This window comes from Aeromonas sp. S18(2024) (assembly GCF_041402525.1).
Lineage (GTDB): Bacteria > Pseudomonadota > Gammaproteobacteria > Enterobacterales > Aeromonadaceae > Aeromonas > Aeromonas enteropelogenes.
Genome location: NZ_JBGLQV010000002.1, coordinates 166,313 through 178,206, shown reverse-complemented (window position 1 = coordinate 178,206; position 11,894 = coordinate 166,313). Strand labels below are relative to the sequence as shown.

General features: G+C 60.6%; 15 protein-coding genes and 2 tRNA genes. 13 read left to right on the top strand and 4 right to left on the bottom strand.

The genetic code is table 11. The features are described from left to right. Positions 1-29: 29 nt before the first annotated feature. Positions 30-103: transfer RNA gene (locus ACB034_RS04015), tRNA-Gly, on the top strand. 92 nt (positions 104-195) lie between these two features. Then, positions 196-270, top strand: a tRNA-Gly gene (locus ACB034_RS04010). A 191-nt stretch (positions 271-461) separates the two neighbouring features. Here the strand turns inward: ACB034_RS04010 and arcA are convergent. After that, positions 462-1,181 (bottom strand): two-component system response regulator ArcA, encoded by a 720-nt coding sequence (gene arcA, locus ACB034_RS04005; RefSeq protein WP_026456262.1) that lies wholly within the window; start codon positions 1,179-1,181, stop codon positions 462-464. A gap of 397 nt (positions 1,182-1,578) precedes the next feature. Here arcA and ACB034_RS04000 point away from each other — a divergent pair, with 397 nt between their 5' ends. Together ACB034_RS04000 and ACB034_RS03995 are read left to right on the top strand one after the other, a co-directional pair. Continuing rightward, positions 1,579-1,980 (top strand): DUF3293 domain-containing protein, encoded by a 402-nt coding sequence (locus tag ACB034_RS04000; RefSeq protein ID WP_371172361.1) that lies wholly within the window; start codon positions 1,579-1,581, stop codon positions 1,978-1,980. A gap of 39 nt (positions 1,981-2,019) precedes the next feature. Then, complete coding sequence (locus ACB034_RS03995; RefSeq protein ID WP_371172153.1) at positions 2,020-2,499, top strand: putative 4-hydroxy-4-methyl-2-oxoglutarate aldolase; 480 nt, start codon at positions 2,020-2,022, stop codon at positions 2,497-2,499. A 3-nt stretch (positions 2,500-2,502) separates the two neighbouring features. Here ACB034_RS03995 and ACB034_RS03990 read toward each other — a convergent pair whose 3' ends face one another. Then, positions 2,503-2,982 carry a hypothetical protein gene (locus ACB034_RS03990; protein WP_268856355.1) on the bottom strand — a complete coding sequence of 160 codons (480 nt, stop codon included), beginning with the start codon at positions 2,980-2,982 and terminating at the stop codon, positions 2,503-2,505. Positions 2,983-3,140: 158 nt separating this feature from the next. On the opposite strand from ACB034_RS03990, the gene ACB034_RS03985 reads away from it, so the two are divergent. The 8 genes from ACB034_RS03985 (at position 3,141) to ACB034_RS03950 (ending at position 10,077) form a co-directional block, all read left to right on the top strand. Next, complete coding sequence (locus ACB034_RS03985) at positions 3,141-3,536, top strand: META domain-containing protein (RefSeq protein ID WP_042027662.1); 396 nt, start codon at positions 3,141-3,143, stop codon at positions 3,534-3,536. 183 nt (positions 3,537-3,719) lie between these two features. After that, on the top strand, positions 3,720-4,088 hold the full coding sequence (locus ACB034_RS03980; protein WP_042027661.1) for a helix-turn-helix transcriptional regulator: 369 nt from the start codon (positions 3,720-3,722) through the stop codon (positions 4,086-4,088). Between the two features lie 4 nt (positions 4,089-4,092). Further along, positions 4,093-4,461, top strand: a complete 369-nt coding sequence (arsD, locus tag ACB034_RS03975; RefSeq protein WP_371172152.1) for an arsenite efflux transporter metallochaperone ArsD — start codon at positions 4,093-4,095, stop codon at positions 4,459-4,461. Between the two features lie 46 nt (positions 4,462-4,507). Next, on the top strand, positions 4,508-6,271 hold the full coding sequence (arsA, locus tag ACB034_RS03970) for an arsenical pump-driving ATPase (RefSeq protein WP_371172151.1): 1,764 nt from the start codon (positions 4,508-4,510) through the stop codon (positions 6,269-6,271). Positions 6,272-6,372: 101 nt separating this feature from the next. Then, on the top strand, positions 6,373-7,437 hold the full coding sequence (gene arsB / locus ACB034_RS03965) for an ACR3 family arsenite efflux transporter (RefSeq protein ID WP_371172150.1): 1,065 nt from the start codon (positions 6,373-6,375) through the stop codon (positions 7,435-7,437). A gap of 63 nt (positions 7,438-7,500) precedes the next feature. Then, positions 7,501-7,926: a glutaredoxin-dependent arsenate reductase gene (gene arsC, locus ACB034_RS03960; RefSeq protein WP_371172149.1), complete on the top strand. Its 426-nt coding sequence runs from the start codon at positions 7,501-7,503 to the stop codon at positions 7,924-7,926. A gap of 347 nt (positions 7,927-8,273) precedes the next feature. After that, positions 8,274-9,485 (top strand): NupC/NupG family nucleoside CNT transporter, encoded by a 1,212-nt coding sequence (locus tag ACB034_RS03955; protein ID WP_042072942.1) that lies wholly within the window; start codon positions 8,274-8,276, stop codon positions 9,483-9,485. 148 nt (positions 9,486-9,633) lie between these two features. Continuing rightward, complete coding sequence (locus ACB034_RS03950) at positions 9,634-10,077, top strand: inhibitor of vertebrate lysozyme family protein (RefSeq protein WP_371172148.1); 444 nt, start codon at positions 9,634-9,636, stop codon at positions 10,075-10,077. A gap of 61 nt (positions 10,078-10,138) precedes the next feature. On the opposite strand, the gene ACB034_RS03945 is transcribed toward ACB034_RS03950, so the two are convergent. Together ACB034_RS03945 and ACB034_RS03940 are read right to left on the bottom strand one after the other, a co-directional pair. After that, positions 10,139-10,681 carry a beta/gamma crystallin-related protein gene (locus tag ACB034_RS03945; RefSeq protein WP_371172147.1) on the bottom strand — a complete coding sequence of 181 codons (543 nt, stop codon included), beginning with the start codon at positions 10,679-10,681 and terminating at the stop codon, positions 10,139-10,141. A gap of 197 nt (positions 10,682-10,878) precedes the next feature. Beyond that, positions 10,879-11,121 carry a DUF3297 family protein gene (locus ACB034_RS03940; protein ID WP_005332143.1) on the bottom strand — a complete coding sequence of 81 codons (243 nt, stop codon included), beginning with the start codon at positions 11,119-11,121 and terminating at the stop codon, positions 10,879-10,881. Positions 11,122-11,257: 136 nt separating this feature from the next. On the opposite strand from ACB034_RS03940, the gene ACB034_RS03935 reads away from it, so the two are divergent. Next, entirely contained in the window at positions 11,258-11,791 is a 534-nt protein-coding gene (locus ACB034_RS03935) for a metal-dependent hydrolase (RefSeq protein WP_371172146.1), read from the top strand. Positions 11,792-11,894: the final 103 nt, after the last annotated feature.

Here is an 11,894-nt window from a genome sequence, read left to right as displayed (position 1 = left end):
GGCAAAATGCATATAGTAAGAGCCCTGACGCGGGTGTAGTTCAATGGTAGAACGGTAGCTTCCCAAGCTGCATACGTGGGTTCGATTCCCATCACCCGCTCCAAATTCCAGATGGCAGCCAAGGCTGTTGTCACCCAAGCCAACAGGCTGTCTGTTGTGGGTATTCCCTCACACCAGAACGAGTTTTGATGCCAAGCGGGCATCGTATAATGGCTATTACCTCAGCCTTCCAAGCTGATGATGCGGGTTCGATTCCCGCTGCCCGCTCCAGCTTCCAGTCAAAAGCCCACTCCTGCGAGTGGGCTTTTTGCTTTCTCTCCCATTGCTTCCAGACTTCACTACCTGCCTTTTGGTCAGGGTGAACTATTTCCACTGATTGCTAGGTGGCGAAGGGATGAAATCCGTAGCGAAGAAATGAAAAAGGCGCCGGGGCGCCTTTTCAAGATGCGGTGTAAAGAGCCTTATTCCTGCTCCAGCTCGCCACAGAAGCGGTAGCCTTCGCCATGGATGGTGGCGATGATCTCCGGGGTGTCGCCCACGCTCTCGAAGTGCTTGCGAATGCGGCGGATGGTCACGTCCACGGTACGGTCGTGGGGCTTGAGCTCGCGGCCGGTCATCTTCTTGAGCAGCTCGGCACGAGTCTGGATCTGGCCCGGGTTTTCGCAGAAGTGCAGCATGGCGCGGAACTCGGAGCGCGGCAGCTTGAACATGTCGCCGGTGGGGCTGACCAGAGCACGGCTGTTGATGTCCAGCGCCCAGCCGTTGAACAGGTAACGCTCGACCAGCTTCTTCTCTTCGCCGCCAGCGGCCACATTCATGGTGCGGCTTAGCAGGTTGCGGGCACGGATGGTCAGCTCGCGCGGGTTGAACGGCTTGGTGATATAGTCGTCGGCACCGATCTCCAGACCCAGGATCTTGTCCACTTCGTTGTCGCGGCCAGTCAGGAACATCAGGGCGATGTTGTCGTTTTCACGCAGTTCACGGGCCAGCAACAGGCCATTCTTGCCCGGCAGGTTGATGTCCATGATCACCAGATTGATGGTGTGGGAAGTGAGGGCTTGGTGCATCTCGTCGCCATTGTTGGCCTCGAGCACGACATAACCTTCAGCCTCAAAGATGCTTTTCAGGGTGTTACGGGTGACCAGTTCGTCTTCGACGATCAGAATGTGTGGTGTTTGCATGAAAATTCCCAGATTCTTATCAGTTAATTATCTTAAATTTAACACTCTTTGGCGTATCAAGCCGAATTCCTGACTGATCCTGAAAATTAATTACGTCATCCTGGGTATGAGAGTCAGGTCGGAATATCGCGAATTTGGCATCAGCATTGGCAAACATCCCTGTGCCACATTTTGGCTCCCAACAAATCTGATAGAGAGAAGCCCGGAAAGGTCATCCATGACGGAAAGTTGCGGTATTTTATCAGTTAACAGGAGCATAACAACACTCTTTGCTGTCAGATAGCAACTTTTTAACTCTGTTTTGATATAGGTCAAACCCCAAGTTCACAGCATGATACTTGGCCTGATAACGATTTTTACCCCTATTAAATGTAATGGAATGTAACATGTGATTGACATGATTTTGTGGGAAAACTACAAGAAAATCCGCTTTATTGCGCCATTTGAGCCGCCTCCCTGGCCTGCTTTTGCCATCATCACCGCCTGGAATCCGGCCAGTCAGCCGGTGAGTGAACGACGCAACCTGCGCCGTGAAAGGGCCTTGTGGCGGCAACTGGAAGGGGAGAGCGTAGCCGGCCCCTTATGGGGCTCTTCCTCTGATGAGCAGTGGCGCGAGTCATCGCTGGCGGTGGCGTTGCCGCTGGCGCGGGCCTGCGAGCTGGCGGTCCGTTTCGGCCAGAATGCCTTCTACTGGGTAGAGGAAGGGCAGCTTTGGCTGGTACCGGTATTGATTGAAAACACAGCAGTTTGTTTGGGCAATATTGAATCCTACTGGATTGCCAGAACGCTAATCCGATGAAAGAATGAACACCTTCATGCATCTGAAAGGAATCAAATCATGCTGGATCTACTGCCCGACCTCTGCGATCAGCACGGTGATGTGCTGCAAGTGGCCGACCCTGTGTTTCAGGATTTTGGCGGCAAGGATATCTTCTACGGCCGCGCCGTTACCCTCTCCTGTTACGAAGACAACAGCCTGGTGCGAGAGCTGGTGACGCGCCCTGGCCAGGGGCAGGTGATAGTGATCGACGGTGGTGGCTCCCTGCGCCGCGCCCTGCTTGGGGATCAGTTGGCCATCAAGGCGGTGGAGCAGGGGTGGGAAGGCATTTTGATCCATGGTGCCGCGCGGGATGTGGGCACCCTGGCTACCCTGGCGCTCGGGGTCAAGGCGCTGGCGGCCTGTCCTGTCAAGACCGAGAAGCGGGGACAGGGGGAACTCGGCGCCGTGGTCAGTTTTGCCGGTGTGACCATTCATGAAGGGGATTATGTCTACGCGGATCGCAACGGCGTGGTAGTGAGTGCCACACCGCTGCTTTGATGATCAGAAGGTAAAGCCGACTCCCAAAGTAAGTGCCTGCTCGGCCGTAAAGGCGCCAATGCCATAGTTGGCGGTGAGGGAGAGTCTGGGGGTCAGCAGCAGGCTGGAGTTGAGTTCCAGCAGGGTGCTCTCTTGGTCGAGTGCCAAGTGGGTGATCTGGCTGCCAATATGGATGGAGGGGGAGATCTGGTAGCGCACCCCCGAGCTCATGTTGAAGCCGGATTGGCGGTTCTGATCCGCTACTGCCGGGCCGGCCTCCATGAAAACAGTCATATCGTCCATCACCGGGTACTGATAGCCGCTGTTGACCAGCCAGAGATCAAAACTGTCGCTGTGATGAGCTTGCTGATTGAGCAGTACCCCGGAGTAGCTCTTCATGTAAAGCGCGGGGTCCGACTCCTGCTTGAAGAGATCCCAGTCGGCGGCCTGAACGGCCATGCTGGCGCAGGATGCAAGCAGCGTGATGATGAGCGATCTGACCATTCGTTTCCCCTCCATGGGTCCGGAACTGGATCCAAGCATGGCACATGCCAGCTGTTAGTAAAGGGGACTCGGATCACAATAAATTTCGTTGGCCTGAGTCCCATACCGTGGTAAACAGGCGGTCGAATTGATGGTTCTAATCATTAAGAGGTGAATTCATGAGCAAGAAGCTGATATTACTGGCCGCTCTGGCCCTGGGAGGCTGCGCCGTGGCAACGGGTTCCAACATGGCTCAACTGCAGGCATCCGATTGGCAGTTGCAAGGTGCAACCGGCGATACCTTCACTTTGCATGTTGCAGACGGCAAGGTGGCGGGCAAGGGCGCCTGCAACCGCTTTTTTGGCGCCATCACCAAGCAGGGTGACGGTGTCTTGGCGCTGGGCCCCATGGGGGCTACCCGCATGATGTGCATCGGGGATCAGATGGGCAAGGAGATGGAGTACCTGCAGACTCTGGAGAAGGTTGCCAGCTACACCATCAACGGCAACCAGCTGACCCTGAGCGATGCCAACAAGGCGGAGCTGCTGACCTTCAACGCCGTGCCGGCCAAGTAACGACGCCGGTTTTTCGGTCGTGGCAACGCCCTCCTTTTGGAGGGCGTTGCTGTTTCTGGCATATCTCGTCGCAACTGGGCCGCCTTGTTTCCGCGATGAGAGTCTTGTTTGGTTGTGTCGGCAAATTGATCATTTCAATAGTTCTTGTATAGTTGAAATGAAGATTGCAGCCGAGGGTTCAAGATGAACAGAGAAGTGGCCACCAAGGTATTCGAATCGCTCGCATCCGGTATCCGGCTCGATGTGTGGCGCCTGCTGGTCAAGGCCGGGCTGGAGGGAAAGGTGGCCGGAGAACTGGCCAGCGAGCTCGACATCGCCCCCAACACCTTGTCGTTTCATCTCAAGGCGATGCTCAATGCTGGCCTCTTGTCGGTGGAGCAGGAGGGGCGTTTTCTGCGCTACCGCGCCAATATTCCCCTGATGCTGGATCTTATCGGCTATCTCACCGAGGAGTGCTGCGCCGGCCACCCGGAGGCGTGCGGCGTGATGCGCGCCGAGTCCACTTGCTCCCCCCATGTTCTGCCCGCGCAGCCTTGCTGCAACAAGGAGTAATGCCATGTCAGTCATCCAGGTTTTCGACCCAGCGCTCTGCTGTGCCAGCGGTGTCTGTGGCAGCGAGGTCGATCAGGCCTTGGTTACCTTTGCCGCCGATCTGGCCTGGGCCAGGGAGCAGGGCGTTGCCATCGAGCGTTTCAATCTGGCCCAGCAGCCGATGCAGTTCGCCGAGACCCCGGCGGTCTGCGCCTTCCTGACCCACGCCGGGGAGGAAGGGTTGCCGTTGGTGCTGGTGGATGGTCAGGTGGTACTGACCGGCCGTTATCCGAGCCGCAGCGAGCTGGCCCGCTATGCCGGGCTGCCCGCGCCGCAGGCCACCATCAAGGGCATAGTGAAAGGTGGCTGCCGTCCTGGCAGTGGTTGCTGTTAAGTCCGGAGAGTTCCGGAACCATGCCCTTGAGCCGACAGGAGAGTCTATGTACCAGTTTCTAAGCAGTCCGCCGCCGTTTCTCTTTTTCACCGGCAAGGGCGGGGTGGGCAAGACCTCGCTGGCTTGCGCCAGTGCGGTCGCCCTGTGCGATGTCGGCAAGCGGGTGCTGCTGGTGAGCACGGATCCCGCCTCCAACGTGGGGCAGGTGTTTGCCACCGGGATCGGCAATCGCATCACCGCCATCGCCGCTGTGCCCGGTTTGTCGGCGCTGGAGATAGATCCCCCGGCGGCGGCCAAAGCCTATCGGGAGCGGATCGTCGGCCCGGTGCGCGGCAAGTTGCCCGAGCGCGTGGTGCGCAGCATAGAGGAGCAGCTCTCCGGCGCCTGCACCACCGAGATCGCCGCCTTTGACGAGTTCACCGCCCTGCTGACCGACCCGGCGCTGCTGGCCGAGTACGACCATATTGTCTTCGACACAGCCCCCACCGGCCATACCATCCGCCTGCTTCAACTGCCGGGTGCCTGGAGCGAATTTCTGGCGCAGGGCAAGGGGGATGCCTCCTGCCTGGGCCCGCTGGCGGGGCTGGAGAAACAGCGCAGCCAGTATGCCGAGGCCGTCGCGGCGCTGGCCGACGACGCTCGCACCCGGCTGGTGCTGGTGGCACGCGCCCAGCATTCCACCCTGCGGGAAGTGGCCCGTACCCATGAGGAGCTGGCGGCCATCGGCCTGGCAAACCAGCAGTTGGTGATCAACGGCCTCTTCCCCGAAGACGCTATTGCCGGTGACTCGTTAGCAATGGCGCTCTGGCAGCGCGAGCAGCAGGCCCTCGCCGACATGCCGCAGGGGATAAAGGGGCTGGCCCGGGATCAGGTGCCGTTGCTGGCCACCAACCTGGTGGGGCTCGACAGTTTGCGCCAGCTGCTGCAACCACAGGATGCTGGTGAGCAGGCACCACTGGCAACGTCAGCCCATCAGCCAGTCCAGCCTGAGTTGAGTTCGCTGGTGGACGAACTGGCTGCCGACGGTCACGGCCTCATCATGCTGATGGGCAAGGGCGGGGTGGGCAAAACTACCCTGGCCGCTGCAGTAGCGGTGGAGCTAGCAAGCCGCGGCCTGCCGGTTCACCTCACCACCTCCGATCCCGCCGCGCACCTCGGCGAGACGCTGGCAGGCAGCCTGCCCCATCTCGAGGTGAGCCGCATCGACCCCCGCGCCGAAACCGAGCGTTACCGCACCCAGGTGCTGGCCACCAAGGGGGCTGCGCTGGACGAGCAAGGGCGGGCGCTGCTGGAGGAGGACTTGCGCTCCCCCTGTACCGAGGAGATCGCCGTGTTTCAGGCCTTCTCGCGCATTATCCGCGAGGCTGGCAAGCGCTTCGTGGTGATGGATACCGCCCCCACCGGCCACACCCTGCTGCTGCTCGACGCCACCGGCGCCTACCACAGGGAGATCGCTCGTCAGATGGGAAACAAGGGGCTGCACTTCACCACCCCCATGATGCAGCTACAGGATCCCAAACAGACCAAGGTGCTGATCGTCACCCTGCCTGAGCCTACCCCGGTGCAGGAGGCGGCCAATCTGCAGGCCGATCTGCGCCGCGCCGGCATCGAGCCCTGGGCCTGGCTTATCAACCACAGCCTGCAGCAGAGCGAGGTGAGATCCCCTCTGTTGTTGCGGCGGGCCGAGGGGCAACAGCCCCATATCGAGGCGGTCGAGCGGCAGCACGCCAGCCGCTTTGCCGTAGTGCCGCTCTTGGCCGAGGAGCCGGTGGGGGCGGATGCCCTGCGCCGCCTCTGCCAGCACCACTGAACAGTCAGCATCACTGAACAAGGGCCCCGGCCGCGTGGCCGGGGCTGATGAACATTTGTCGTTAACGAAAGAGATGCGGGATGACCGCATCGGGAGCCCTCATGTCTGCAACCTGTGATGCCAAGAGCCAACCGGCGATTGGCTTTTTTGAACGTTACCTCACCGCCTGGGTGGCCCTCTGCATTCTGGTGGGAATTGGGCTAGGGCAGGGCTTGCCGGAGCTCTTCAAGGCCATCGGCGCCATGGAGGTGGCCAAGGTCAACCTGCCGGTGGGACTGCTTATCTGGGTGATGATCATCCCTATGCTGCTCAAGATCGACTTCGGTGCCCTGCATCAGGTGAAGGGGCACCTCAAGGGGATTGGGGTCACGCTCTTCATCAACTGGCTGGTCAAACCCTTCTCCATGGCCTTCCTCGGCTGGCTCTTCATTCGGGTGCTGTTTGCCGACTGGCTGCCGGCGGATCAGCTCGACAGTTACGTGGCGGGGCTGATCCTGCTGGCGGCGGCCCCCTGCACCGCCATGGTGTTTGTCTGGAGTCGTCTCACCAACGGCGATCCCTACTTTACCCTGTCGCAGGTGGCGGTGAACGATCTCATCATGGTGTTTGCCTTCGCCCCGCTGGTGGCGCTGCTGCTCGGGGTCTCTAGCATAGTGGTGCCCTGGGATACCCTGCTCACCTCTGTGGTGCTCTATATCGTTATCCCAGTGATCATCGCCCAGCTGCTGCGCAAGGCCTTGCTGCAAAAGGGGCAGGCCCATTTTGACGGCGTCATGACCCGCATCCAGCCCTGGTCGGTGGCAGCCCTGTTGCTCACTCTGGTGCTGCTGTTTGCCTTTCAGGGCAACGCCATCATGGAGCAGCCGCTGGTCATCGCCCTGTTGGCGGTGCCGATCCTGATCCAGGTGCTGTTCAACTCGGGGCTCGCTTACTGGCTCAACCGCAAGGTGGGGGAGAAGCACTCGGTGGCCTGTCCCTCCGCCCTGATCGGCGCCTCCAACTTCTTCGAGCTGGCGGTGGCCGCCGCCATCAGCCTGTTCGGCTTTCACTCCGGCGCAGCGCTCGCCACCGTGGTCGGGGTGCTGATCGAGGTGCCGGTCATGCTGCTGGTGGTACGCATCGTCAACGCCAGCAAACCCTGGTACGAAGCGGGGCTAAGCCGTTAACAGATGGCCGCCAACCCTTTTTATCTACTGTTTTTATTCACTTAAGCCATGAGAGACATGCCAATGAGTGCAATCACCATCTATCACAATCCGGAATGTGGCACCTCCCGCAACACCCTCGAGCTTATTCGCAACAGCGGCGTCGAGCCGACCGTCATCCACTATCTGGAGACGCCCCCCTCACGTGATGAGCTGGTGGCGCTGATCGCCGCCATGGGGATGCCGGTGCGTGAACTGCTGCGCAAGAACGTGTCCCCTTACGAGGAGCTCGGGCTGGCGGAAGATCGCTTCAGCGATGACGATCTGATCGACGCCATGCTGGCCCACCCGATCCTTATCAACCGCCCCATCGTGGTCACCCCCCTCGGCACCAAACTGTGTCGCCCCTCGGAAGTGGTGCTCGATATATTGCCCGATCAGCAAAAAGGGGCCTTCGCCAAGGAAGATGGCGAGCAGGTGGTGGACGAGCAGGGCAAGCGCCTCAAGTAACCCCTTAAACCCCTTCGACGGGCCGGGTTTTACCCTGTTTCGGGTGGGACCCGTGCCCTTTTTGAAAAAGTTGCCCCTGCCAATCGTTTTACCGCTTTTTCTGTGATACCAATCACTGTACCATCGCCGCCCGACCTGCCACCCGGCCGCATTTTTCCTTGCGACGGCGCTGGCGTCACCCGATACATGCTGTCACCCGGAACGTGAATGACCCCAGGATGGGACCCGCCACTAACCTGTAGGTTTGTGGTCTGTGTGTCGCGTGGGTCGGCCGCCTCCCGCCTGACCGTCTCGCGACACCCGTCTGCAGACTTGCCGTATGAAACTCCTCTCTTCATAGGTGCAAGATGACACTGTTATTGAGTCTGGTCGGTATGCTGGCCCTGATGTTTATCGCCTGGCTGGCGAGTGAAAACCGCCGTGCCATCCGTTGGCGAACCGTGCTGGGGGCGCTTGCCCTGCAGACCGGCTTTGCCGCTCTGGTGCTTTATTTCCCCCCCGGTCAAATCATGCTCGGTGCCATGAGCAATGGCGTCTCCGCCCTGCTCGGTTTTGCCGACAGCGGCATCCGCTTCGTGTTCGGCGATCTGGCGACCAACGGCTTTATCTTCGCCGTGCGGGTGCTGCCGCTTGTTATCTTCATCAGTGCGCTGATTGCCGTGCTCTATCACTTCGGCATCATGCAGTGGGTGATCCGGGTGCTGGGAGGTGGCATTCACCGCCTGCTCGGCACCAGCCGCGCCGAATCCCTGGTGGCCACCGGCAATATCTTCCTCTCGCAAGGGGAATCTCCGCTGCTGATCCGCCCCTTCCTGGCCGGCATGACTCGCTCCGAGCTCTTTGCGGTGATGACCTGCGGCATGGCCTCGGTGGCAGGCTCCGTGCTGGGCGGCTACGCCGGTCTTGGCGTGGAGCTTAAATACCTTATCGCTGCCTCCTTTATGGCGGCGCCGGGGGGCCTCTTGATGGCGAAGCTCCTGGTGCCCGAGCAGGAGCGGGTGCGTGAGCAGGACGAGATCACCCTCGACAAGAGCGACTACAGCAACGCCATCGACGCCCTGGCGGGCGGTGCCATGAACGGCATGAAGATCGCCGTGGCCATCGGCACCATCTTGCTGGCCTTTGTCAGCGTCATCACCATGATCAATGCCGGCCTCACCATGGTCGGCGAGTGGTTCGGCTGGAGCGCGCTGACCCTGCAGCAACTGCTCGGTTACCTGTTTGCCCCGGTGGCCTGGCTGATTGGCGTACCGGCTGACGAGATGATGGCGGCAGGATCGCTTATCGGTCAGAAGGTGATCATGAACGAGTTCGTCGCCTATCTGGACTTCGCCACCATCAAGGATCAGTTGAGCGCCCACTCCCAGATCATCATCACCTTCGCCCTGTGCGGCTTTGCCAACCTGGGATCGATTGCGGTACAGCTTGGCTCCATCGGTACCCTGGCCCCTGAGCGCCGCCACGATGTGGCCAGCATGGGCCTGCGCGCCGTACTGGCCGCCACCCTGGCCAACCTGATGAGCGCCACCCTGGCGGGGATCTTCGTCTCCCTGGCCTGATAGGGTCGTGCGCTATCACACCCCGCCCGCCACCAGACGCGGCGGGGTGTTGTTTTTAAGGGGGGAAGGGATTACTTGGCAATTGTCAGCGGGGAGAGGAGAGAGTAGCGTGACGGTGCTTCAGGCATTACCTAAGAAGGAAGTCTCCATGACCCGTCTCTCTCGCGCTTTTGCGATCTCCCTGCTGCTGGCCAGCGCCGTGCCAGCGTTTGCCGCCGCCACCTATACCTCGGATCTGCTGCTGTCGGCGAACTTCAAGGCCCCCTGGGCCAAGGCGACCCAGGGCATCAAGAACCTGCCCAAGTGGGTGCGCAGCGGCAACGGCACCAGCTCCCCGCTCGAAGCCGTGGCCGGTACCCCCTATCAGAGCGGCTCGGTCTGCAAACCCCACGACTGCGCCAGCCACTACATGCAGCTGCTGGTGGATGCCAAGGCCAAGCGGGTGTGGGGCGTGCTGATTGATCTGCCGGATACCGATGCCGCCCGCGAAACCCCGTCGAAGTTCGCCCGCTACACCTGGCTCGGCCAGCCGGATGAGGCAATGCGGGCCGCCCTGATGAAGCAGGTTGAGGCCGACCCCAACTGGAAGTAAGCATCGAAAAGAAAAAACCTCTGCCCGAGCAGAGGTTTTTTTATGGCGAAGGGGCAACGCTCTAGCGGCTCAGGATCCGCACCGACTTGATGCGGTTGTTGAAGTCGGTCGCCTCCTGCTTGCCTCCCTTGCGGGTGTAGTAGCCGCCGCGAAAGTCGGTCTCCTCGAAGAAGCGCACCACCCAGCCATCCGGCACGGTGAAGGAGGAGATGCGGTTGGCAAAGCCGTAGCGGCCGAGATCCGCAATATCTCGGTCGATGCTCAGGGAGTCGCCGCTCTGGTGGGCACCGTCGAACACCAGCAGGGTGCTGGCACCGTCGCTCTCATCGAGTGTGGTGGTGATGCAGCTTGCCTTGGCCGCCTCGCAAAACAGGCTGTTGTTGCCTTGGCCCTGCTGGCAGCGGCGGCTCACCTTCTGGCGCGCCAGCCACTCGCTGCGCCCCGCATCGGCATAGACGCTGTTGAAGGGGGTCAGGGTACAGACGTGGATACGCCCGCCGCCCTGGCTCTGGCCGTTCACCACGATCTGGGGATTGATAAGGATATCGGCGCGGACCGCTGTGCTCAGGGTCAACAGCGCCAGCAGGACAAACAGCTTGTTCATGGATGAGATCTTGCCAGTTCAAGGGGCGGCAAGGATTGCCGAGACGCCGCCTCGATGCAAGAGGGGGCGGCGCCTGCTGCGACACGCCTTGCCCGCCACAGGCGTCAAGATGCAGGGCCAAAAGCAGAACACCGGCACAAGGCCGGTGTTCTGAACAGCATGGCGGCGGGCCCGACGGGGCGCGCGGTCAGGGCGGCTTAGGCGTAGAAAGCCTCGACGGTGCCCTTGACGGTGATCAGCATGGCATTGCCGTAGCGATCCTTGGCCTTGGGGGAGGGGATCTTCACCCAGCCTTCGCTGATGCAGTACTCCTCGACATTGGTGCGCTCCTTGCCGTTCACGCGAATGCCGATCTCGTGCTGGAAGCACTCGGCCACATGGTGCGGGCTGCGCGGGTTGGCCGCCAGGCGGTCGGGCAGGGCCGGTTTGTTGTCGCTCATTTTATTTACCTGAGTTTGATAAAAAGTGGGTCATTGTAGGCAATGCCCGCCATGGGCTCAAGGCTGGTGGCACGCAACTTCACCTTCACTTCACCGAGCGGGGGTAGGCTAACGTTTTCAATTGGAGCTTCATTCTATGCCCACCATAGTCACTCACGCCGCCGTCCCTCTCTGCCTTGGGCTAGGGCTTGGCAGCCGGATCATCCCGCCGCGTCTGCTGCTGGCCGGTGTCGCCATCGCCATGCTGCCCGATGCCGATGTGCTCGCCTTTAAACTGGGGGTCGCCTACGGCCATGTCTTTGGCCACCGCGGCTTTACCCACTCCCTGCTATTCGCCTTTGCTCTACCCACACTGGCCATGCTGTTTCACCGCCAATTTCGGGCGAGCGCCGCCACCGTCTGGTCGTTTCTGCTGGTCTCGCTACTCTCCCACAGCCTGCTCGATTCGCTCACCACCGGTGGCAAGGGGGTGGGCTGGCTCTGGCCGTGGCGTGATGAGCGTTTCTTTGCCCCCTGGCAGGTGATCCGGGTAACCCCCTTCAAGCTGGAGGCCTATCTCACCGCCCGAGGTAAAGCGGTGATCCTCTCCGAACTCTGCTGGGTCTGGCTGCCGGGGGTTGTATTGATGCTGGGATTGTTAGGGTGGCGGGTGTGGGGAAGGGAATGGTAGTGATTGCCGGTTATATCGTGGCTGGACCAAATCCAAACCGGCAACGCTGGGTTTTCCATCTTTTTGAGTGCTGGTGATGCTACGCATTGTTCAGAAAAATGGG